The sequence below is a fragment of the Pseudovibrio denitrificans JCM 12308 genome (genome assembly GCF_001310815.1).
Lineage (GTDB): Bacteria > Pseudomonadota > Alphaproteobacteria > Rhizobiales > Stappiaceae > Pseudovibrio > Pseudovibrio denitrificans.
In genome coordinates this window covers 1-22,896 of sequence record NZ_BAZK01000039.1, presented here as the reverse complement: position 1 = coordinate 22,896, position 22,896 = coordinate 1, and the positions used below count along the sequence as shown (strand labels likewise).

Annotated in this window: 16 protein-coding genes and 3 pseudogenes; 12 read left to right on the top strand and 7 right to left on the bottom strand. The window is 52.3% G+C overall.

The window, feature by feature from the left end; genetic code table 11:
• Both JCM12308_RS26565 and JCM12308_RS26560 read left to right on the top strand, forming a co-directional pair.
• On the top strand, positions 1 to 689 hold a 689-nt coding region (locus JCM12308_RS26565), incomplete at its 5' end, for a calcium-binding protein (RefSeq protein WP_280138429.1).
• Between the two features lie 251 nt (positions 690 to 940).
• Positions 941 to 1,438: a hypothetical protein gene (locus JCM12308_RS26560; RefSeq protein WP_128647523.1), complete on the top strand. Its 498-nt coding sequence runs from the start codon at positions 941 to 943 to the stop codon at positions 1,436 to 1,438.
• 66 nt (positions 1,439 to 1,504) lie between these two features.
• On the opposite strand, the gene rpoD is transcribed toward JCM12308_RS26560, so the two are convergent.
• The 4 genes from rpoD to JCM12308_RS32850 form a co-directional block, all read right to left on the bottom strand.
• Positions 1,505 to 3,610 (bottom strand): RNA polymerase sigma factor RpoD, encoded by a 2,106-nt coding sequence (rpoD, locus tag JCM12308_RS26555; RefSeq protein WP_008547764.1) that lies wholly within the window; start codon positions 3,608 to 3,610, stop codon positions 1,505 to 1,507.
• A 539-nt stretch (positions 3,611 to 4,149) separates the two neighbouring features.
• Positions 4,150 to 6,108: a DNA primase gene (dnaG, locus tag JCM12308_RS26550; protein WP_054785664.1), complete on the bottom strand. Its 1,959-nt coding sequence runs from the start codon at positions 6,106 to 6,108 to the stop codon at positions 4,150 to 4,152.
• Positions 6,109 to 6,289: 181 nt separating this feature from the next.
• Positions 6,290 to 6,643, bottom strand: coding sequence for a GatB/YqeY domain-containing protein (locus tag JCM12308_RS26545; protein WP_306303385.1), 354 nt, complete (start codon positions 6,641 to 6,643; stop codon positions 6,290 to 6,292).
• On the bottom strand, positions 6,610 to 6,939 hold the full coding sequence (locus JCM12308_RS32850; RefSeq protein ID WP_306303384.1) for a GatB/YqeY domain-containing protein: 330 nt from the start codon (positions 6,937 to 6,939) through the stop codon (positions 6,610 to 6,612). The genes JCM12308_RS26545 and JCM12308_RS32850 overlap by 34 nt, the downstream gene beginning before the upstream one ends.
• A gap of 61 nt (positions 6,940 to 7,000) precedes the next feature.
• Here JCM12308_RS32850 and carA point away from each other — a divergent pair.
• A pseudogene (gene carA / locus JCM12308_RS26540) lies at positions 7,001 to 8,190 on the top strand (glutamine-hydrolyzing carbamoyl-phosphate synthase small subunit).
• A 145-nt stretch (positions 8,191 to 8,335) separates the two neighbouring features.
• On the opposite strand, the gene JCM12308_RS26535 reads toward carA, so the two are convergent.
• Positions 8,336 to 8,785 (bottom strand): MerR family transcriptional regulator, encoded by a 450-nt coding sequence (locus JCM12308_RS26535; protein WP_208978965.1) that lies wholly within the window; start codon positions 8,783 to 8,785, stop codon positions 8,336 to 8,338.
• 1,307 nt (positions 8,786 to 10,092) lie between these two features.
• Between JCM12308_RS26535 and JCM12308_RS26530 the strand changes: the two genes are divergently transcribed.
• From JCM12308_RS26530 to JCM12308_RS26515, 4 genes and pseudogenes are all read left to right on the top strand, one after another.
• On the top strand, positions 10,093 to 10,326 hold the full coding sequence (locus JCM12308_RS26530; RefSeq protein ID WP_008547646.1) for a helix-turn-helix domain-containing protein: 234 nt from the start codon (positions 10,093 to 10,095) through the stop codon (positions 10,324 to 10,326).
• Positions 10,327 to 10,504: 178 nt separating this feature from the next.
• Positions 10,505 to 13,865 (top strand): annotated as a pseudogene (gene carB, locus JCM12308_RS26525) (carbamoyl-phosphate synthase large subunit).
• 95 nt (positions 13,866 to 13,960) lie between these two features.
• The gene (greA, locus tag JCM12308_RS26520; RefSeq protein WP_008547672.1) at positions 13,961 to 14,434 is read left to right on the top strand and encodes a transcription elongation factor GreA; all 474 of its coding nucleotides are present in this window, start codon (positions 13,961 to 13,963) and stop codon (positions 14,432 to 14,434) included.
• 388 nt (positions 14,435 to 14,822) lie between these two features.
• On the top strand, positions 14,823 to 16,163 hold the full coding sequence (locus JCM12308_RS26515; RefSeq protein WP_054785663.1) for a globin-coupled sensor protein: 1,341 nt from the start codon (positions 14,823 to 14,825) through the stop codon (positions 16,161 to 16,163).
• Between the two features lie 310 nt (positions 16,164 to 16,473).
• Here JCM12308_RS26515 and JCM12308_RS26510 read toward each other — a convergent pair whose 3' ends face one another.
• Complete coding sequence (locus JCM12308_RS26510) at positions 16,474 to 16,956, bottom strand: Lrp/AsnC family transcriptional regulator (protein WP_008547806.1); 483 nt, start codon at positions 16,954 to 16,956, stop codon at positions 16,474 to 16,476.
• A 161-nt stretch (positions 16,957 to 17,117) separates the two neighbouring features.
• Here JCM12308_RS26510 and JCM12308_RS26505 point away from each other — a divergent pair, with 161 nt between their 5' ends.
• The 4 genes and pseudogenes from JCM12308_RS26505 (at position 17,118) to JCM12308_RS28430 (ending at position 21,131) form a co-directional block, all read left to right on the top strand.
• Complete coding sequence (locus JCM12308_RS26505; RefSeq protein ID WP_054785662.1) at positions 17,118 to 18,077, top strand: mitochondrial fission ELM1 family protein; 960 nt, start codon at positions 17,118 to 17,120, stop codon at positions 18,075 to 18,077.
• A 63-nt stretch (positions 18,078 to 18,140) separates the two neighbouring features.
• Positions 18,141 to 19,102 (top strand): annotated as a pseudogene (gene trxB / locus JCM12308_RS26500) (thioredoxin-disulfide reductase).
• 27 nt (positions 19,103 to 19,129) lie between these two features.
• Entirely contained in the window at positions 19,130 to 20,041 is a 912-nt protein-coding gene (locus JCM12308_RS26495; RefSeq protein ID WP_008548057.1) for a LysR family transcriptional regulator, read from the top strand.
• A gap of 946 nt (positions 20,042 to 20,987) precedes the next feature.
• Positions 20,988 to 21,131 carry a hypothetical protein gene (locus JCM12308_RS28430; RefSeq protein ID WP_162097435.1) on the top strand — a complete coding sequence of 48 codons (144 nt, stop codon included), beginning with the start codon at positions 20,988 to 20,990 and terminating at the stop codon, positions 21,129 to 21,131.
• A gap of 235 nt (positions 21,132 to 21,366) precedes the next feature.
• On the opposite strand, the gene msrP is transcribed toward JCM12308_RS28430, so the two are convergent.
• Positions 21,367 to 22,341: a protein-methionine-sulfoxide reductase catalytic subunit MsrP gene (msrP, locus tag JCM12308_RS26490; protein WP_014286693.1), complete on the bottom strand. Its 975-nt coding sequence runs from the start codon at positions 22,339 to 22,341 to the stop codon at positions 21,367 to 21,369.
• Positions 22,342 to 22,593: 252 nt separating this feature from the next.
• Here msrP and JCM12308_RS26485 point away from each other — a divergent pair.
• On the top strand, positions 22,594 to 22,896 hold a 303-nt coding region (locus tag JCM12308_RS26485), incomplete at its 3' end, for an NAD(P)-binding domain-containing protein (protein WP_208978964.1).

The window sequence follows — 22,896 nt, the reverse complement described above, 5'->3', positions numbered from 1 at the left end:
CATGGTACGGATTTGAGCGCTTCGTAGGGGCGGAGATGAATGATCGCGTCAAAGGCAACAGCAACAAAATAAACTACCATTTAGACGGAGGTGCCGGAAACGACACGTTAACTGGCGCTGGAGGAAACGACACACTCAACGGGGGCGATGGAAACGACACGCTCATCGGGGGCGATGGAAACGACATCCTCAACGGTGGAGAAGGAAACGACACTTATTTCGTCGATAACGCCGGAGATACTATAATTGAAGCTGATAACTCAGGAATCGATACTATCATTAGTGGTGTTTCATTTAAGCTCACTGACAATATTGAAGATCTCACCTTGACTGGGACAGCAGATAACTATGCAATCGGAAACTCTGAAGATAATACGATAATTGGAAATGATGGAGACAATCACATCGAGGGTGGAGCCGGCACAGATATTCTGACAGGTGGAGCTGGGTCTGATCTATTTAACTTCAGAGAAGGTATGGGGAACGATATAATCACAGACTTTGAAGTCGGCATTGATAAAATAAACATCCCAGCCGGACCACCACCTGATTATCCAGATTTTGTGATCACCGATGTAGGCGATGGTACACTAGTCGAATATAATGGCGATAGCTTTTTACTCAAAGGCATTGATGCAGCTCTAATCGCCCCCAATGCATTCAGTTGGGACTGGGAACTGCCATACTAAAATTACCGATCTTCAAGTTTAGTTGGAGGGACATTGTGCCCTCCTTCTTTACTTCAGACTTTGATCACAAACTAAACCAACTCAGCAATTACTCGGACAAAGACAGCCTGAGTGTACAACGCATCTCCAGCGCATTCTCAGGAGATCGTATCACCAAGCGGTGGCCTCCCTAACAAATGACAGTAGGCTCCCTTCAAGTTCTCCGGCAAGCTGCACACATCTTTGACGATTGCAGGATCGGAAAATCTGACATGGCACACTTCATAGAGACAGTAGCTTCCGCGATTAAAGCCTTCTTTCTGCTGGTCATCGCCATTTTCCTGCTGGCTGCGTTCACCTACCCAGAAGAAACAGGAATGCGCATCAAAGCTCACCTGAAGAAGGCAGGCTGGAAGATCTCAGAGTTCAACATCGCTGGTCTTAAGCTGGTTCTGGATGAGCAGGAAAATGCATTGAAGCAAAGTAATGCAGCGCTTTCCTCCGCCAAGATTGAGATTGATACCTTGAAGAAGCAAGTTAGCCAACTCAACAGCACATTGTTGCAGAGCCCTTCACCAATCACACCGAACGGGGCCATAGACCGACGAAGACCGTCCTTTATTCCCTTGCCATCACCCTCCGCTCAGGACGAACTCCTGCAGAGCAGAGAAACACAAAAGCTGCAAAACCAGTTGGATGAGGCTTTGCGTGGCAACAATCAGGCTCTTGAGCTGAACAAGAAGCTCATCCTCCAGCTCCCTCCGCAATAAGCACCCAACAAAAAAGCCAGCCCCCTCTCGGAGACCGGCTTCTTAATTCTCAACCAGTGCAGCGGGTTAGCTGTCCAGGAAGCTCCGCAGTTTGCGGGAGCGGCTTGGGTGCTTCAGCTTGCGCAGGGCTTTCGCTTCAATCTGACGGATACGCTCACGGGTAACGGAGAACTGCTGACCAACCTCTTCCAGAGTGTGGTCGGTGTTCATGCCGATACCGAAGCGCATGCGCAGAACACGCTCTTCACGAGGTGTGAGCGATGCCAGAACGCGGGTCGTGGTCTCACGAAGGTTCGCCTGAATTGCCGCATCAATCGGCAGGATGGCGTTTTTATCCTCGATGAAGTCACCAAGATGGCTGTCTTCCTCGTCACCAATCGGTGTTTCAAGGGAGATAGGCTCCTTAGCGATCTTCAGCACCTTACGAACCTTCTCAAGCGGCATCTGCAGCTTTTCAGAGAGCTCCTCCGGAGTTGGCTCACGGCCAATCTCGTGAAGCATCTGACGAGAGGTACGAACGATCTTGTTGATCGTCTCGATCATGTGCACCGGAATACGGATGGTGCGTGCCTGATCCGCGATGGATCGGGTGATCGCCTGACGAATCCACCAGGTCGCATAGGTGGAGAACTTGTAACCGCGGCGGTATTCGAACTTGTCTACCGCCTTCATGAGGCCAATGTTACCTTCCTGAATGAGATCCAGGAACTGCAGGCCACGGTTGGTGTATTTCTTGGCAATGGAGATAACGAGACGAAGGTTCGCTTCCACCATTTCCTTCTTCGCGATACGCGCTTCGCGCTCACCCTTCTGCACCATGGAAACCAGAGTACGGAATTCGGTGATCTCAAGGCCAGTCTCAGTCGCAAGGGACTGAATCTCGCCGCGCAGTTCGCGGATCATGTCACCGTCGTTGGTCACAAACTTCTTCCAGCCACGGCCAGAAAGGTTTGCAACTTTACGGATCCAGTTCGGGTCCAGTTCAGAACCCTGATAGTGTTTGATGAAGTCAGCGCGGTTCACGCCGTTGCTGTCTGCAAGACGCAGCAGGCGGCCCTCATAACCCATCAGCATTTTGTTGATGGAGTACAGCTGCTGAACCAGTGTCTCAATACGGTTTGCATTGAGGTGCAGGCTCTTCACTTCAGCAATAATGTCTTCTTTGAGCTTCTTGTAACGACGCTCCTGAGACGGGGACAGTGTTTTGTTGGCCAGCTTGTTTTCAACCAGCTGATCCTGAAGCTTACGCAGCTTCTTGTAGTCCTCGGTGATCTTGTCAAAGATCTCAACGACCATAGGCTTCAGCTCTGCTTCCATCACGGAAAGAGAAACGTTTGCCTCGTACTCGTCGTCATCGTCGTCAGTAGATTCGCCACCTTCGCCGGTCTGCTCACCCTGAGCGCCATCAGCTGCAGGAGCTGGAGCAGCAGCGCCATTGGCTTTGCGTGCTTCTTCTTCCTTGCGCTTGCGGGCTTCTTCTTTTTCCTTCTGGCGAACCGCTTCAGGAACTTCACCCTCACCGGCTTCTTCCTGCTCGGACAGATCATCATCAGACGGACCACCTGCATCACCAGGACCAGAGTACGTCGCATCCAGATCAATAATGTCACGCAGCAGAACTTTGCCTTCGGCCAGTTCCTCACCCCAGATGATAATCGCCTGGAAGGTCAGCGGGCTTTCGCAAAGACCAGAGATCATAGCCTCACGGCCAGCCTCAATGCGCTTTGCAATCGCAATTTCACCTTCACGGGAAAGAAGCTCAACAGAGCCCATCTCGCGCAGGTACATACGCACCGGATCATCGGTACGGTCAGTTGGTTCTTTAGCAGTGGAAGTCTTGGTAACAGCAGTTGAAGACGCAACAACCAGCTCACCGCCATCTACAGCAGCCGGTGCATCCTCTTCCTCTTTACCCTCTTCCGCATCTTCCGCCTCAACAACGTTGATGCCCATTTCAGAAAGAAGCGACATGGTGTCTTCAATCTGCTCAGAGCTCACCTGATCAGGAGGAAGAACTTCATTCAGTTCGTCATAAGTGATGTAACCGCGTTTTTTTGCGGTCTTGATCATTTTCTTGACGGCGGCGACCGACAAATCCAAGAGAGGACCATCTTGTCCTTCTGCGCCTGCCGGTTCCTGCGTATCTTCAGCTTGTGTCGCCTTCGTCGCCATATTCTGCTCCAAAGTCGCTGGTCGTGCGCCAGCGAACTATTGCGTTACGCAACCCATCGCCCCCGTGCATGAACCCACACAGGTAGCATTTGAATCACATTTGACTTTGGGGTTTAACGCAAAGTCCCTTAAACCTGACTTAACCCTGGTATCAAAATGTTTTCACGGAATTGAAAACCCAAAACACATACGGGCAGGAGTGCTCACCGGCATCCCTACCGTTTTAGGCCGTCTCCGGCACATTCCAGGCATCGACAGCGCTGATTATCCGACTATGATTTCGCCGCTCTAGTGACATCTGTGGTCTACGGGCGCTCGTATCGGCTGTCTGACTTAGTGTATGTAGCTCGCCTTTTGTGATTCGCAAGGGCGATTCGGCTTGGTCAATCTGATTCTGGGGGATTTTGGACAGATCATTGCCAGTTTTTCTGGATAACTTTGAAAAACAACAGCTCTTCTATCACAAATCTACCTCAAGTTGTCATCACCCAATCCCGCAGGGTGAACCGACAAATTGACCAGAAATTCCGCTTCAGACGTTATGCAAGAACGGAACTTTTCGTAGAGCGCATCTTGGCGGCACGCTCTGCCAGCTCCTGCTCATCACGCAAACATTCCTCACGGCGGCGAGACAGATCCTGCTGCAAAGCCTGAAAACGGCTCCAGCTTTCTTCTGTCAGATCCTGCTCCATCGCCCGCGTCTCATGCTCAAGCTCCAACTCCAACATGCGCAACTCAAGCATATCGGCGTAGTTCAGGAACAGCATCTCTACGAAGTCTTCCGGCGGATCTTCTTTCAGGATCTGCAGACGGTTGGTCAGCGCATCCCAACGCCGCAGCGTTGTGCTCTTGCTACCATCATCCTCGCTCTTCGAGCTAACAATGGCTTCCTGAAGTATCTGATAGAACCGCTCATCCAGCTTGTTATAGATCTGCGTGACGGCTCCTTCAGCAAGATCGGTGGCAATCCGCACCAATGCCGCCATGAACATGGAGTGCAGCTCGTTGGAATAGGTCAGCTGCGAAATGCGTTCGAAGTGACGTTCAAACAGTTCCGGATACATCAGGCACATGGTGCAGAAGCTGCGCTCCACGCCATAAGCTGGCGTATCCGGCGCTTCCACCTTGGCCAGAGAAGCACGATCATTGCCACCTTGCGGGCCACGCCAGCCACCGTCACGGCCACCGCCCTGCCCGTGGTTCCGACGGCTCTCCTCATAAAACAGATTGGAGAGCTTAAGGCGCAGGTCCATCCGGTAGCGCTTTTGAACGCGTTCATCCTTGATGGTGCCCACCAGATCTTCAACGGCCTTCTCAAGAGCCGCCTTGCGCTCTGGCGTATCAATCCGCGCATGCTCACTCTCACGCTGCCAGACAACCTCAGAAAGCGGCAGCGCTTTCTCCAGCTCACCATACATGGCAGAGGTGCCACCAGCGTTGATCACATCATCCGGGTCCTGCCCGTCTGGCAGAAACGCAAACTGGAAGGACTTGCCACTGGTCAGCACAGGCAGAATACGATCAACGGCTCTATGCGCAGCGGAGATACCGGCCACGTCACCATCGAAACAGATCACCGGCTCATCGGCAAACTTCCAGAGCCGCATGATCTGGTCTTCAGTGAACGCAGTACCAAGGCTCGCGACCGTGCCTTTCATACCCGCCTGCCAAAGAGCGATGGCATCCATATACCCTTCCACCACAATCGCCTGCCCGGCTTCATAAGCAGGCTGGCGGGCGCGGTGAGCATTGAACAGCATCGTCCCTTTATGGAAGAGTGGTGTTTCCGGTGAGTTCAGATACTTCGGTTGCCCATCCGGATCCATCGTTCGGCCACCAAACGCCACCGCTCTGCCGCGATCATCGTGGATCGGGATCATAAGGCGGTTGCGAAAACGGTCATAAGAAGGACGGCCATCATCCGGCTTGATCAGCAGGCCAACCTCAATCAGTTCAGCTTCACTGATGTCTTTCGCCATCAAAGCCTTTTTCAGGTTGTCGCGGCCCGGAGGCGCAAACCCGAACTGAAACTCATTCAGCGTCTCTGCCGACAAACCGCGCCGCTGCACATACTCTTGCGCAGCACGGCCTTCTGCAGACTGGAACATATGGCGATAATACCGCGCCGCCATCTCACAGACATCAGTCAGTGTATTGCGCTTAGCAGCACGTTTTGCGGCCTGAGGGTCTGGCGCTGGCATGGCGATTCCTGCCAAACCGGCCAATTCTTCCACAGCTTCAGGAAAACTGAGGCCCTCTGTCTCCATCAGAAACTTGAAATGATCTCCACTTTCACCACAACCAAAGCACTTATAGCGGTTGCGGCGCTCATCCACGTGGAAGCTTGGAGACTTCTCAGAATGGAAGGGACAGCAGGCCCAGTAGTCGCCCTTTCCGGGCTGCGATTTGCGTCGATCCCAGGTTACACGTCGCCCCACCACGTCCGTAAGCGAAACGCGGTTGCGAATGTCATCAAGGAAGAGCTGATCAAAGCGCATAGTAGTCCATAGTGTGGTTCTGGCCCGAAAGCAGCTGGGATGGCTATTTTATAACCATGTCCCCCCGGAGAAGCCAGCAAAACCCCCAGAACACTGGCTTAACGCATGAATTTGCTTCAGGAAAAAAGAAAAGCCGCATCATGACGACGCGGCGACCTAAAAGTGCTCCGGAAATACGGATTTATTGCGGAGCACGGAGCATTTGCTTGACCATGCAGCTGGCCTTCGCAAAGTCCATCTGGCCAGGATAACGCTCTTTAAGCTCGGCCATACAGCGGCCCATATCACGCAGTCCGCGCGCTTCAACGCACTCGACAACTGTTTGACAAACAAGCTTCATTTCGTACTCGCTCAGCTGAGAAGGCAGGAACTCACGGATCATTTCCGCTTCCTCGCGCTCCTGTACAGCAAGCTCAACCTTGCCGCTCGCTTCACAGTGCGTCGCTTCCTGCTCACGCTGTACCAGCATGGTGTGCAGCAGGTCCATAAGCTCTTCTTCGCTCAAGCCATCGCGTCCCTGCTCACGAGCAGCCATATCCCGGTCCATGATGCGGCAGTGATCAGGCGCAACGTGGCGGCACGTCTCTTGTTATTGTCTTCTTGCGCGGCTTTCAGCGCATTCGCTATTTTGTCTCGCAACATACTAAAGGAACCCTGACGCGGAAACTTTAAAAGAGGCTCTCTAAATCCCGGATAAGACGCCTCATCCTTCTGATTTAGGCTAATTTCCTGTAACTCACGCGCGATTATTTCTACACGAGTGATATTGACCAGAGTGACCCCTTCTCCTATGGTCCCGGCCTTGATGCGACTGTGACGCGCCAAAGTCAAGTCCCTTCGGTGCGTTTCAGATGGACGCATATTGTCATCAACCGTATCAAGAAAGCAAGTGATGAAAGCTCAAGACGCGTGGTCAGCACCCAAACCTACCGCCCTCCTCGTTCTCGCAGATGGCACAGTCATTGAAGGCCGAGGCGTTGGAGCTCTTGGAAAAGCGTCCGGCGAAGTCTGCTTCAATACGGCAATGACCGGGTATGAAGAGATTCTCACAGATCCTTCCTACGCAGGGCAGATCATCACCTTCACGTTCCCTCATGTAGGCAATGTGGGAACCAACGAAGATGATATCGAAACTGTAGACATGGAAGGCACCAATGGCGTTCGTGGTGCGATTCTGCGCACCGACATCACCACTCCTTCCAACTACCGCTCTGGCAATCATTTCGATGCCTGGCTCAAAGCCCGCGGCATTGTTGGTCTGACAGGCGTGGACACCCGAGCACTCACCGCCCTCATCCGCGAAAAAGGCATGCAGAACGCTGTCATCGCGCATAATCCTGAAGGCGAGTTTGATGTGGACGCACTGAAAGCAGAAGCGGCCAGCCTGCCAGATCTGGAAGGCATGGACCTTGCGAAAGGCGTCAGCACACAGAAGACCTACGACTGGACCGAAACCACCTGGGAATGGAATGACGGTTTCGGCGCTCAGGACAAGCCAGCCCACCACGTGGTTGCAATGGACTTCGGTGTAAAGCGTAACATCCTGCGCCTGTTGGCTGAAGCTGGTTGCCGTGTCACTGTCGTGCCTGCAAACACCTCAGCTGATGACATCCTTGCGCTGAAGCCAGACGGAGTGTTCCTCTCCAATGGTCCTGGCGATCCAGCAGCAACAGGTGAGTATGCGGTTCCAACCATTCAGGGTCTGGTAAAGTCTGGCCTGCCACTCTTCGGCATCTGCCTCGGCCACCAGATGCTGGCACTTGCTTTGGGCGGAACAACCCAGAAGATGCATCAGGGCCATCATGGCGCAAACCATCCGGTCCACGACTACACCACCAACAAGGTTGAGATCACCAGCATGAACCACGGCTTTGCTGTGAGCGCTGGTAGCCTGCCAGACAACGTGGAAGAAACACACGTTTCCCTATTCGATGGCACCAACTGTGGTCTGCGTGTAAAAGATGCACCTGTCTTCTCAGTACAGCACCACCCGGAAGCTCCCCAGGCCCACAGGACAGCCACTACCTGTTCTCTCGCTTCATCGAGCAGATCGAGAACCACAAGGCTGCAGCGGCTGCATAACTGAACCAGACAGTAAAAAACGATTGAAAGCGGGGCCGAGTGTCCCGCTTTTTCTTTGCCGAGAACCTGAGAACGGCAAACTCAGGACAACAAAAAACCCGGCACCAATGGAGCCGGGTTCCATATTTAGAAAACGAAGAAGCGATTAAGCTGCTTCTGTTTCCAGCATGCTGGTCAGTGCCTGAGACACACCACGAACTTCTGCAATCTGTTCCTGAAGCGCTTGCTCCTGCTCATGAAGCAGCTGCTCCTGCGCACCACAAATTTCCTGAAGTTCTTTAAGCTGGTCTGCACGAGGGCTGGAACCCTCAACAAGCTTGATGATGCGACGAACTTCTGCAAGCGTCAGACCGATCTTCTTGGCCTGCAAAATCACGCGCATACGGCTTACGTCACGACCTCTGTAGAAGCGGCGTGCGCCACGACGTACAGGATTAAGAAGGCCCTTCTCCTCATAGAAGCGAAGTGTACGCAGAGTTACACTAAACAACTCTGACATCTCAGAGATTGCCAGCAGCTGACCGTCCCCATCGTCCTCACGAATTGGTCCAGCGATATCTGCCGCGACATCTAGCTTACTAGGAATACTGTTCATTTCCATTTGCCCGGTGGTTTGTATGTTAAACCTTAGAAGAGTTACAAAAGTTCATCATTTCAGCTCCCCACCCGGTGCTTCCATGAATTCCCCTAATAACTTTTGTACTCCCCCACTTCTGTACTAGCTTGTGTAGTAGCATTTGATACCCACTCACACTGCGGAAGCTTTCCCATGTTCATATGAACATGGATACAGGCATCTCCCAGTGAGGAATGAGTACCCCCACTTTCAAAGTCCTCAACGAAATCTATGATAATTCATATTGGACAATTCATAATCTACACAAGGAAACCGATAAAATATAGCCCGCCTTCGCATTTTTTACTTCGTAAATGCAACGTATACACTAGGACATATCAGAATTAACATCATAAGTAGTTATACTAGATAAGTATTATGAAAAAATTCCGGCACCTAATTTTGTCAGGACGCTGATCTATTCTACATTTCGCGTCAATTTTCCAAAGATGTTCCTGCGTTATCTGAGATGATATACTAGGAAACCGTCAATTACATATTGTCTATAATATGTGAACATGACGAAGGGATAGAGAGAACGAACAATAAAACTTTTAACTACTCGCCTTCTTTAGATCTGCTCTGACTTTATTCTTTCTCAGCAAAACGAAAATTGGCCGACCAAATGACCGCACTGCACATTTTTTAAACAGGATGTTCATTTTTCGCGCTGCAAAACTTTTACCTTACCTCGCGTACAGAGGGGATAACGGGCAGTCTGATACATAAACAGGCAGGATATTGGGAAAATCGCACCAGCAAAAAGCACTAAAAAATGCGCATTGCACAATTTTGGCCACCCAATTTCATTAATTGAAACTTCTTCAGCTTGTGCAAACCAAAACAATCAGGCGACAGCCAGCACCCCCACCACTCAAATCACCACATCAAAATGACGTGCCGTTAAAACCCGAACTTGCGTTTAGCCCTTCAAGAGGCCATTGACGATCCGTCTGATTTGAAACCTGAACGTGGCATGCCGATGCACATCCATCTTTTTGCCCTTCAGATTAGCCCGATAGAGGATGAGTTCGTTGAGCATGGGTATCTCCTTAATGAGCTGTATGAATGGAAAGCCACCTCAGCTTTGTGTGCATCAATCGCACAGGCTTACAGAAGTTTTCCTGATACACCACAATTATAAGCGCACAAATTGCGCCTCATCAAGGTAAATAGCGCAATTTTTGCGCCTTTTGTATTCTGTTATATGCAATAGTACCAATGCTGATTATTATACAGCAGTCTGTACAATGAATTTTCAGTCTGGGAATCATTAGGTTAGTATCATGAAACCATCTCAGTTTCGGGCTTGGCGCAAGTCGATGGGTTATAAGCAAAAAGAGGCAGCAGAACGCCTCGGCTTAAAAAAACGAATGATTCAATATTATGAAAACGGCAATCGAGACGGTAAACCGGTAGAAATTCCCAAGTCAGTCCGCCTTGCCTGCTATGCCCTGAGTCACGGCATTGCAGACTTTGATGGTGAAAAACCCACAGAGACTTCGACTTTAGCTGAATAAACTCCCCTTAAGTCTTGAGAAAAAAAACCGGATTATTTCGGAAATAGGCGTTGGTTGGGGTTTCTAATTACTCCAATATTTCTTATAACGCGCGCTCAGCCGACATACTCCTATAGAGGGCACACCAGAGCACCATGCGGGTGCACTGGTGCTTTAACGCGAGCATATGTGAGTCACCATGCCTAAACGCAATGACATCCAATCTATCATGATCATCGGGGCTGGACCCATCGTGATTGGTCAAGCCTGTGAGTTCGATTACTCCGGAACTCAGGCTTGTAAGGCACTGCGAGATGAGGCTACCGAATAATCTTGGTGAACTCCAATCCGGCGACCATCATGACCGATCCGGATCTGGCTGACGCAACCTACATCGAGCCGATCACCGCAGACGCCGTTGAAAAGATCATCGCCAAAGAAAAGCCGGACGCACTCCTGCCAACCATGGGCGGACAGACCGCGCTGAACTGCGCGCTGGAGCTGGACCGCAAAGGCGTACTGAAGGCATACGGTGTCGAGATGATCGGTGCAAAAGCCGACGTGATCGACAAGGCTGAAGACCGTGAGAAGTTCCGCGCAGCGATGGACAAGATCGGCCTGGAAAACCCACGCGCCGCAATCGCCTCCTCTCCACCAATCCTTGATGATGAAGGCAACATCACCGGATACGACCGTGGCGCAGGCTACGCAGAAGCCATGCGCCAGCTGGACAGCATCGGCCTGCCTGCCATCATCCGCCCGGCCTTTACCCTAGGCGGCACCGGCGGCGGCGTAGCGTATAACCGTGAAGAGTACGAACAGATTGTTCGCTCCGGTATCGATGCGTCTCCAAACGGTCAGGTGCTCATCGACGAAAGCTTGCTCGGCTGGAAAGAATACGAGATGGAAGTGGTTCGCGACACAGCGGACAACTGCATCATCATTTGTTCCATTGAGAACATCGACCCAATGGGTGTGCATACCGGCGACTCCATCACCGTCGCCCCTGCCCTCACCCTGACGGACAAAGAATACCAGATCATGCGGAACGCCTCGATTGCTGTTCTGCGTGAGATCGGCGTGGAAACCGGTGGTTCCAACGTTCAGTTCGCGGTGAACCCGGACAACGGACGTCTGGTCGTCATCGAGATGAACCCACGCGTATCCCGCTCCTCTGCTCTGGCATCCAAGGCAACCGGCTTCCCGATCGCTAAGATCGCTGCAAAGCTGGCAGTCGGCTACACACTGGACGAGTTGGAAAATGACATCACCGGCGGTGCAACACCAGCATCCTTCGAACCAACCATCGACTACGTGGTCACCAAGATCCCACGCTTCGCATTTGAGAAGTTCCCGGGCTCTGAACCAACCCTGACCACTGCGATGAAGTCTGTTGGCGAAGTGATGGCCATTGGCCGCACCTTCAAAGAGAGCATGCAGAAAGCCCTGCGCGGTCTGGAAACCGGCCTCACTGGCCTTGATCCAATCGACCTCGACGGCCTCGGTCATGGCGACGACTCCAACGCCATCCGCAAGGCACTGGCAGTGCCGACGCCAACCCGTCTGCTCAACGTGGCACAGGCAATGCGCCTCGGCACCACCGACAAAGAGATCTACGACATCTGTAAGATCGATCCATGGTTCCTTGAGCAGATCAGGGAAATCGTGGAGATGGAACAGAAGATCGTTGAGCACGGCTTGCCGAACAACACCGAAGCCATGCGCATGGTCAAAGCCATGGGCTTCTCTGACAGCCGCCTGGCAGTCCTAGCAGACACCACAGCCGACAAAGTCGCAGCTCTGCGCGCTGAGCTGGATGTAAAGCCGGTCTACAAGCGCATCGACACCTGCGCGGCAGAGTTCGCCTCTCCAACCGCTTACATGTACTCCACCTATGAAACACCAACCGCTGGCCTGCCATCCTGTGAAGCACAGCCAAGCGAGCGTCAGAAGGTTGTTATTCTAGGTGGCGGTCCAAACCGTATCGGTCAGGGTATCGAGTTCGACTACTGCTGCTGTCACGCGGCCTTCGCTCTGAAGGACGCTGGCTACGAAGCCATTATGGTCAACTGTAACCCGGAAACGGTTTCCACTGACTACGACACCTCCGACCGCCTGTACTTCGAACCACTCACCTCCGAAGACGTGCTGGAAATCCTGCACCTTGAGCAGTCCAAAGGCACCCTGAAGGGCGTGATCGTACAGTTCGGCGGCCAAACCCCACTGAAACTGGCGGAAGCTCTCGTAGAAGCTGGCATCCCAATTCTGGGTACCGCTCCGGACATGATCGACCTCGCAGAAGATCGCGATCGCTTCCTGCGCCTGCTGCACAAGATCGACCTGAAGCAGCCAGAGAACGGCATTGCTACTCTGTTGAACAGGGTCGCCTGATCGCCAACCAGCTTGGCCTGCCGCTCGTTGTTCGCCCATCCTACGTGCTGGGTGGCCGCGCAATGCAGATCATTCGCGACGAAGAAGCACTCAACAACTACCTGCTCGGCACCCTGCCAGAGCTGGTTCCGCATGATGTGCGCGCCAAGTACCCGAATGATAAGACCGGCCAGATCAACACGCTGCTCGGCACCAACCCGCTTCTGTTTGACCGCTATCTCGATGGCGCAATCGAAGTGGACGTGGATGCCCTGTGCGACGGCGAAGACGTCTTCATCTGTGGCATCATGGAACACATCGAAGAAGCTGGTATCCACTCCGGCGACAGCGCCTGTTCCCTGCCAGCCTACACACTGGACGACAAAACCCTTGCTGAACTGGAAGAGCAGGCACGCAAACTTGCCCTTGCTCTGAACGTTGTAGGCCTGATGAACGTACAGTTCGCAATCAAGGACGGAGAGATCTACGTTCTGGAAGTGAACCCACGCGCATCAAGAACCGTTCCGTTCGTGGCGAAAACCATCGGTGAGCCAATCGCCAAGATCGCAGCACGCGTGATGGCTGGCGAAAAACTGTCAGCCTTTGATCTGAAGCCTAAGAAGCTGGATCACGTGGCGGTTAAGGAAGCTGTCTTCCCATTCGCTCGCTTCCCAGGCGTTGATACGGTCCTCGGCCCGGAAATGCGCTCCACTGGTGAAGTCATGGGTCTGGACACAGACTTCTCCTTCGCATTCGCCAAGTCTCAGCTCGGCGGCGGCACCGTTATTCCGGAAGGTGGAACCGTCTTCATCTCCTTGAAAGATGCAGACAAACCGAAAATTCTTGAGGCTGCCAAGAAACTAGTCGCATCAGGATTTTCCATTATATCCACCGAGGGCACACAAAGATACTTGGAAAACCAAGGCATCCCGTGCGCAAAGGTCAACAAGGTGCTTGAAGGGCGTCCGCATATCGTTGATGCTATCAAGAATGGTGAGGTTCAGCTCGTCTTCAACACAACCGAAGGCGCGCAAGCACTCTCCGATAGTCGGTCGCTTCGACAAGCTGCGCTGATGAATAAGGTTCCTTACTACACCACGGTGGCAGGAGCCGTAGCAGCAGCTCAAGGCATTGAAGCTTTCCGCGCGAAAACGCTTGAAGTAAGGTCCCTACAATCTTACTTTTGCTAAGATAGCTTAACAGGTCCGGGTTGGGGTCGCTCAGCCCGGTCAGTTTTTTAGTGTGATGGGCCACACCACCACAACGTTAGAAAGGTGTACGAGCCATGGAAAAGGTACCTATGACGCCTGAAGGTTATGCGATGCTCACAGAAGAGCTTAAGCATCGCACAACCGGAGAACGCCCGCGCATTATCGCAGCCATTTCCGAAGCCCGTGCTCACGGCGATCTCTCTGAGAATGCGGAATACCACGCAGCGAAAGAACAGCAGAGCCTGAACGAAGGCCGGATCAACGAACTCGAAGGTCTTCTCGGCCTTGCAGAAGTCATCGATCTGACCAAACTCAGCGGCGACACTGTAAAGTTCGGTGCAACCGTATCTCTCGTTGACGAAGATACCGAGGAAGAGAAGAAATACATGATCGTTGGCGATGTTGAAGCTGACGTGAAACGTGGCCGTATTTCCATCTCCTCCCCAATCGCTCGCGCGCTCATCGGCAAGTCCGTTGGCGACAGCGTTGAAGTTGCGGCACCAGGTGGCGCACGCGGTTACGAGATCGTCGAAGTCGAATTCGGTTAAGTAAATTATAGAGCTGAATTCATCGATTCAAAGCTTCTCATGAACTGAGATAATCTTTGAAGCAATTTAGCTCCCTATGATTTCAAGAAATAAAAGTGCCGCCTCGTGCGGCATTTTTTATGCAACCCGCACGGGTTATCCACTAATTGCAGAACAGATAATCGGTTTTTTGATAAGTTAACGCGTTTACTTCAAACAGCCGAAAAAGCCGCAGGAATCTGCGACAATCTGGCACACAAGCCCTCCTAAAAAGCTCATATCCCATCACAATCTGCGCTTACTCACACAATTTTGGGTATATATTCGAAATTTAGCATAGATAAATCTACCTACTGTTAACCCTTGTAAATGCAAATGAACTCGACAAATTGACGGGAAATTTGCTGCCATGACCACCAATTCATTTTCAGGTCTGAAAAGCCAGCTCGGTTTTTTCAAAATCGATAGTCAGACCATACAAACACTTTCAGATCTCTGGCCGCTTGTTGAAGGCCACCTGACCCAGATTTTAAGTGATTTTTACAACCACGTTCAGCTTGATCCTGAGCTGAAAAAGAAAGTTGCGGGCAAAGTCCCTGGCTTGAAGTCCGCTCAAGCCAGCCACTGGAAGATCCTCTTCACCGCAGGCTTTGATTCCACCTACATGGAACGCGTCGACAAGATTGGCCGCGCTCACGTGTACACCGACCTTGAGCCGGATTGGTATATAGGTGGTTATACGTTTATCCTCGAAGAGCTGACCAAAGTCCTTGCCAGCAAGATGCGCTTTTCTCCGGGCCGCCTCTCCCGCAGTTTGATTGCACTTCAGAAGGCAGTCATGTTCGACATGGGTCAGGCTGTTGCAGCCTACCATCGTCACTACACCGAAGAGCGTGATGAGCGCACCAGCCGTCTGGAAAACGCCATCAACTCCTTCGAAGAGACCATCAGCAAGCGTATGGAACTGACCGGCGAAGTAGGCTCACGCGTTGAGAACTCCGCTCTCACCCTGCGCGAAACCTCTGAACAGAGCCAGATGGCAGCAGAAGCCGCCAGCCAGTCCGCTGACTACACCGCTTCTGACGTTCACTCCGGCGCCGCTGCAGTTGAAGAGATGTCTGCCAACGTCTCAGAGATCGGCAGTCAGGTCAGCCGCTCTGCAGAAACCGCCCGTACCGTGTCCAAGGACGCTGAGCGCACCAACGACACCGTTCTTGGTCTGCAGACCGCAACTAACGAGATCGGCGCCGTCACCGAACTGATCAGCGCAATCGCAGAACAGACCAACCTCCTCGCACTCAACGCTACCATTGAGGCAGCCCGTGCGGGTGAAGCAGGTCGCGGCTTTGCTGTTGTGGCAAGCGAAGTGAAAGATCTTGCCAGCCAGACCGGTCAGGCAACCGACGAGATCGCCTCCAAGATCAGCGCAATCCAGAGCGAAACCCGCCGCTGTGTGGAAGAGATCTCCGCAATCTCCCAGAAGATTGAGGAAGTCAGCTCCACCGCAACAGCGATCGCCGATGCCGTCGATCAGCAGACTGTGGCTACCAACGAGATCTCATCCAGCATTCAGTCTGCCTCTCAAAATGCACGAGGCGTGACCAACGAGCTGAGCAACATCCTCGCCACTGCGGAAGAATCCAAGCGTGCCGTTGCCACCGCGACCAGCGCCGCAACAGAACTCAGCCAGCAGAGCGAAGCAATGTCCGAAGAAATCTCCCAATTCTTCACCAGCATCCGCACCATCTGACGGCTTGCGACCACAAACTGAAAAATTAAGCGGCCTTCCATACGGAGGGCCGTTTTTCTATGCGCAGGCATCCCGCTTTCACACGACACCCACTAGGCATAAACACGCCGATAAATCCCCTCTGGGGTGCCTTGTACTGTCGTATTGTGATAGGAGGCATCAGAGATGCGCTAAACAGGCTCAAACCGCACTGAAGGGCTTTACAACAGCAGGATGGTGACAATCACTGTCGGCAAGTGGACGTAATTGCGCATAAAAAAACGGCCTTCCTACGCGAAGGCCGTTTGCAAGTTCTCCCAATATCGAAAGCCTAGAAATATTCAGGCTTGTCGATTGGCACATTTGGCTCATCCTTGATACGGCGGATGGTCAGTGCTGTGCGAACGTGATCCACATTTTTGGTGGAGGTCACATCGCGAATAATGAAGTTCTGGAAGGTCTCCAGATCCTTGGCAGTACAGCGCATGATGAAGTCAACTTCACCGGAAACCATGTAGCTCTCCCGAACCAATGGCCATTCCTTGACTTGCGCTTCAAAAGCGACGAGATCATTCTCTGTTTGGTTATGCAATCCAACCATCACAAAGGCGGTGACTTCATATCCCAGTTGTTTCTCATCAAGTAGAGTGCGGTAGCCGCGAATGAGTCCTGCTTCTTCCAGGGCTCGAACCCTGCGCAAACATGGAGGCGCAGAAATTCCTACACGACGAGCCAGCTCAACATTGGTAATGCGGCCGTCTCCCTGCAGCTCCTTCAAAATTTGCCAGTCGATCGAATCCAGACGCGCTTTCAAGCTCGTCTCCTTTGCTTGTCCTATTGGATTAACAGTTAACCTGTTTTACAACACTGCCTAAAACACGAAGTTAGGCAAAATGCTAGTTTATTGCTTATTTGCGACAGACTATATCAACAAATAGCATTTTGCAGACACTTCCCGAAAGCTGGGGGAACAAAATGTCGCAAAACCTGTGGGTTTTAACAGATGGCAAAATCGGAGATGTAGCGCAATGCATCGGCGTCGCCGAAGCTTTGGACCTGCCCTACGAAATTCGAATAGTTGCCCCCCGCAAGCTTTTTACCTACGCAATGCCATGGGGTCCGATAGATCCCAAAGACGCACCACATAAGCCAGAAAGCCCGCTTGCACCCCCATATCCCGCGGTCGCGATTGCATCCGGGCGCAGAGCGGTGCCCTACTTACGCGCACTAAAGCGGCTTTCCAAGGGCCAGACCTTTACTGTTTTCCTGAAGGACCCAAAGATCAACAGCAAATTTGCTGATTTTGTCTGGGCGCCGGAACACGACGGAATTTCCGGAGAAAACATAGTAACAACACTTACGTCACCTCATCGTTTTTCCGCACAAAAGCTGCAGGAAGCTCGCGAAAATCCGCTTGAGCAAATCACTGCCCTGCCACAGCCGAAAGCAGCCGTGTTGATTGGTGGCAACTCCCAGCACCACACCTTTACGCCCGAAAATATCAACACGCTTCTCGCCGCACTTAAAAATCTGTCGCAGACCCATTCTCTCATGATCACCTGTTCCCGCCGCACCCCACGCGAGCTGGCAACCGAGCTGCACGACCTTGGCAGATCTGAAGGCAACTTGTTCTGGAATGGTGAGGGCGAAAACCCAATCGTTCAGTATCTGGCCAACGCAGAAATCATTGTTGTTACAACGGACTCCACCAACATGGTGGGGGAAGCCGCAGCCACCGGAAAGCCTATTTACGGCTTCCGTCCAACAGGTGCTCACAAGAAGTTTGATAGGTTTTTATCAAAAATGGAGGGTTTGGGAGTACTTCATCCCTTCCCCGGAGACATATTAGCACCTACTTATGAACCGATAGACGCAACACCGGATATTGCGGATGCCATATCCAAAGCGATTGAACAAAAGCAAGCGAGCGGATAGAACCCCTCCCTAACACTGCACTGGTACTATCCAAGCGCGCACGAATTTAAAGGTTCTGAGGAAATGACTGTTAAGCACACCAAACTCTTGATCGTAGGATCCGGTCCTGCAGGCTACACCGCCGCCATCTATGGCGCGCGCGCAATGCTGGAGCCGCTCCTGGTCACAGGTGTGCAAACCGGCGGTCAGCTGACCATCACCACCGACGTGGAAAACTACCCAGGCTTTGCTGATCCGATTCAGGTCCATGGCTGGTGGAAGAAATGCGCAAACAGGCAGAAAACGTCGGCACCAAGATCGATTACGACACCATTCTGGAAGCTGACCTGTCCAAGCGTCCGTTTGAACTGAAGGGCGACAGCGGCACCATCTACACCGCAGACGCGCTCGTCGTCGCAACCGGTGCACAGGCAAAATGGCTCGGCCTGCCATCCGAAGAAAAGTATCAGGCTGGCGGCGTGTCCGCATGTGCGACCTGTGACGGTTTCTTCTACCGCGGCAAAGAAGTTGTTGTAGTCGGCGGCGGCAACACCGCTGTTGAAGAAGCGCTTTACCTCGCAAACCTCGCAAGCAAGGTCACTCTGGTTCACCGCCGTGATGCCCTGCGCTCCGAAAAGATCCTTCAGGACCGTCTCTTCAAAAACGAGAAGATCGAAGTGGTCTGGGATACCCAGGTAGAAGAAATCCTCGGCACCGAAAGCCCAGCTGTTGTGACCGGCGTTCGCCTGAAAAACCGCAAGACCGGTGAAACCACCGAGATGTCCACTGACGGCGTATTCATCGCAATCGGACACGCTCCAGCGGTTGATCTTGTTAAAGATCAGGTAAAGATGAAGGAATCCGGTTACATTTGGACCGAAGCTGATTCAACTCAGACCTCCATTCCGGGTGTGTACGCAGCTGGCGACGTGACAGACGAGCACTACCGTCAGGCTGTAACAGCAGCAGGAATGGGCTGTATGGCTGCACTGGAAGCAGAACGCTATCTGGCAGCTCTGGAAGCTAAAACCGAAGCAGCTGAATAACAAACTGGGAAGATTGGGGGAAAGCAGATGCCAGGCCGTTCTTTAGATTGGGACAAGCTGCGAATTTTTCATGCAGCAGCACAGGCAGGAAGCTTTACCCATGCAGGCGAAGCTCTCAACATGAGCCAGTCGGCTGTCAGCCGTCAGGTGAGTGCCCTTGAAGCTGAGTTGGGTGTCCCCCTCTTCCACCGTCATGCGCGCGGACTGATCCCGACTGAGCAAGGCGAGCTTCTTTACAGAACCGCTCGTGAAGTTCTACTGAAACTGGAAACCGTTCAGTCCCGCCTGACAGACACCAAGGAAAAGCCGAGCGGCACGCTCCGTGTCACCACCACCGTGGGTCTCGGCTCAACCTGGCTCACCGCTCGCGTCAACGAGTTCGTGGATCTTTATCCGGACATGCGTCTGGAAATCATCTGTATGGACGATGAGCTGGATCTGGGCATGCGTGAGGCCGACGTGGCCATCCGCCTGCGCCAGCCAACCCAGCCGGACCTTATCCAGCGCAAGCTCTTCACGGTGCACTTCCACGTTTACGCTTCGCCAAAATACATTGAGCGCTATGGCAGCCCGAGCACCATAGACGATTTGGACCATCACCGCCTGATCACCATCGGAGACAACATGGCCTCTTACCTGCGCGCCATGAACTGGCTCGCAACTGCTGGCCTGCCAAACGGTGAGCGTCGAGACGTCTCCCTGCGCGTAAACAACCTCTCTGGCATCAAGAAAGCCGTTCAGACCGGCGTGGGCATCGCGATCCTGCCGGACTACATGGTTGAGCCCGGTGCTGGTATCAAACGCGTCATGTCCGTCACGCAGGAAGAGCTGCCAAGCTTCGACACTTACTTTGTGTATCCGTCCGAGTTGAAGAACACTGCCCGCGTGACCGCCTTCAGAGACTTCCTCGTCTCCTACGCAGAACGCTGGACTCACTAGTTCAAAACGCAGTTCAGGCTCCGCAAAAGAACTGATTTGGCTTGATTAGCCTCCTCAGTGGAATCAACCAGAAGTTTTGCACCGCAAAATAAAAAATATTTCGGATCTCTTTTGAAGCCTCTCAAGCAACATGAGAGGCTTTTTTGAGGCCTGCACATCCCGAAATGACAATATCTTACGCAGAGTTAGCTTTATGATAGTTGTCAGATCCTGCAAGGAAGTTCCGAGCGCCTCAAGCCCTTCACAAAATGCATAGCTGCAATGCAAAAATTAAGGATTGCTGTTTCGGCGCTGCACTGCATATATACACCTGCTGTTGATCAGTTGCTGCCACACCTCTCCTCCCAGTGGCTCCAACATTCGATCAACTGTTCCCCTCTGGAAGGTGATTGCACCCATTAGGTGCTTTATCATTCATCACTTCTAAACCGGACCGCATGGTCCGGTTTTTTTTTGCCAAATCGCTAAAGTGACCAAGGGGCTTCCTTGGTTTTTTAGCCAGCGAACTCTTCAAAAGCCCACCACACTTCAAGGCACTTAAAGCCAGCTCCAAGCCTAATCAGCTGTTCTCTATGTGGTTTTTGAGAAATATGGAGACTCGAAAAGTGCCGCTCCACCAGCACCGAAATCACGCTGCCCAACAACAGACCAGGCCCGCTTACTTTTTGAGCAAACTAAAAAATCAACTATCTCAGATGCACGCAGAGACATGCGGATTCAACAGGCTATTGCGCAGCCCAACTAAGGGAAAACCCGTTAGATTCGAGGTATTCCCAAACCATCAAAACTAGTAATTTCTGCAAAATAAACTTGAATTAACTATAAATTTCCTAGGTAAATCTTCAAACAATGAAATTTCACCACCCCTAATCAGCGAAATTACAAATCACCTTGCATCCTTTACTTATCGAATCATACCTATTGGCAAATATCCGAGGTAGTGGATGTGAATGACCTGAGAAAAGCATTTTACACTCTGGTTGCCTGCGCACTTTTTGCAATCTATGGCGAAATCTCCCACGCCATCAGCGAAGCCGACAAGGCAGAGCGCATGAGCACCCAAATCACTTTGCACATTCCGGCAGAATAAAAGCGGCCTGGACTGATTCCTCTTTTGACGAGGACACGCCGCTTTTCAATTATCCACAGCATCAGGCAGTTTATCCTTCCAGTTCAGTCCTGCCCAAAGCTGCAATCATCAAAACCCCTTGAGTATCCGGGCGATTTCACCAAAACGCAGCTACAACTGCGCACCGGAATGCACCAACAAAAAAGGCCTAAGCGAATATCGCTCAGGCCTCTTCTAAAGCTCGTGGGAGTGCCTCTTACTTGTAGAGGTCTTGCCCTTGCAGATCTTTGTAAAGGTGCGCCACCTGCTCTGCGTAGCCGTTGAACAGCTGTGTCGGCACACGTTCATCCGTTCCCAACAAACGCTCAGTTGCCTGAGACCAGCGCGCATGCGGCACTTCAGGGTTCACATTCGCCCAGAAGCCATACTCGCTTGGGCCAATCTTTTCCCAGAAGCTGACTGGACGCTCATCAGTGAAGGTGATCTTCACGATGGACTTGATGGATTTGAAGCCATACTTCCACGGCATCACCAGACGGATCGGCGCGCCATACTGCTTCAGCAGCGGCTTGCCATAGATACCAGTCGCAACAAACGCCAGGTCGTTCATCGCTTCATCCATGGTCACACCTTCAACGTAAGGCCATGGATACCAAAACTGACGCTGACCACTGGCCACGTCGGAATCTTCAAAGGTCTCAAAGCGAATGTATTTGGCACCGTTCTGAGGCCCAGCGTACTTCACCAGCTCCGCCAGCGGGAAACCAGTCCACGGCACAGCCATCGCCCACGCTTCCACGCAGCGGTGACGGTACAGACGCTCCTGCAATGGCATCTTGCGCACCAGATCATCAAAGTCGATGGTCTGCGGGTTATCGACCAGACCATCAATGGTGATCGCCCAAGGACGGATCTTCAGCGCCTGCGCAGCACCAGAAATGCGCTTGTGAGATCCAAACTCATAGAAGTTGTTGTAAACCGAAGTTACGCTTTCAGGCGTAATCGCGCGTTTAAGCGTAAAGTCAGGGTTCTGCTTGGCTGGGTAAAGGTCGAGCGTCGGATCTTTGCCCTCTTGAGCAAACACGCTGCTGACAAGGCCACCGCCGCCAGCTGCCAGACCGAGGCCTACGGCACCCAAGCCTTTCATAAACCTGCGCCGGTTGAAGAACACATCCTCAGGTGTCGCTTCTCTTTCCGGAATAATCCATTCAGGCCTATGAATAATGTTCATGCTGCCATCTCCCAGCAGGTAAGGGTTACGGTAATCTCTACCAATATTGCCTATGACTTAGCTGCGAAACTCCCTAAACTTCAAGTAAAGCCCCCGTGATACCACGCGTGATCGAAGACAAGAAGCACCTGCATCCTCTCCTCCCAAACGCGCTTCAAGATACATTTCTTCAAATTCAGCAAGTCCACGAAACGCCTTGCAACACTCCGCCAGCTTAATCTGCCGCCAGCAGAGCCAGTCAGGAGTGAGACAATGATCATCGGATTTATCGGCCTCGGCGCAATGGGTTTGGGTATGGCCCAGCGCATCAACAAGGAGCACGAGCTGAAGGTCTACAATCGCTCCCCGGAAAAGGCGGCAGCCCTCGTTGCGAACGGAGCAACTCAGGCCCAATCTCTGCAAGACTTCACGGACTGCGATATCGTCTGCACCATGCTGTCCGACGATGCGGCGGTGGAAGCCGTCTATCTCTCAAGCGACACACTCGCCCTCCCTCTCAAAAAGAACAGCATCTCCATCTCCACAGTACCATCAGTCCACCCATGTCGACAAGCT

Coding starts and splice junctions, on each gene's coding strand:
- JCM12308_RS26560 (WP_128647523.1), top strand. CDS start 941: ATGGCACACTTCATAGAGACAGTAGCTTCCGCGATTAAAGCCTTCTTT.
- rpoD (WP_008547764.1), bottom strand. CDS start 3,610: ATGGCGACGAAGGCGACACAAGCTGAAGATACGCAGGAACCGGCAGGC.
- dnaG (WP_054785664.1), bottom strand. CDS start 6,108: ATGCGCTTTGATCAGCTCTTCCTTGATGACATTCGCAACCGCGTTTCG.
- JCM12308_RS26545 (WP_306303385.1), bottom strand. CDS start 6,643: ATGGCTGCTCGTGAGCAGGGACGCGATGGCTTGAGCGAAGAAGAGCTT.
- JCM12308_RS26535 (WP_208978965.1), bottom strand. CDS start 8,785: ATGAACAGTATTCCTAGTAAGCTAGATGTCGCGGCAGATATCGCTGGA.
- JCM12308_RS26530 (WP_008547646.1), top strand. CDS start 10,093: ATGAAACCATCTCAGTTTCGGGCTTGGCGCAAGTCGATGGGTTATAAG.
- greA (WP_008547672.1), top strand. CDS start 13,961: ATGGAAAAGGTACCTATGACGCCTGAAGGTTATGCGATGCTCACAGAA.
- JCM12308_RS26515 (WP_054785663.1), top strand. CDS start 14,823: ATGACCACCAATTCATTTTCAGGTCTGAAAAGCCAGCTCGGTTTTTTC.
- JCM12308_RS26505 (WP_054785662.1), top strand. CDS start 17,118: ATGTCGCAAAACCTGTGGGTTTTAACAGATGGCAAAATCGGAGATGTA.
- JCM12308_RS26495 (WP_008548057.1), top strand. CDS start 19,130: ATGCCAGGCCGTTCTTTAGATTGGGACAAGCTGCGAATTTTTCATGCA.
- msrP (WP_014286693.1), bottom strand. CDS start 22,341: ATGAACATTATTCATAGGCCTGAATGGATTATTCCGGAAAGAGAAGCG.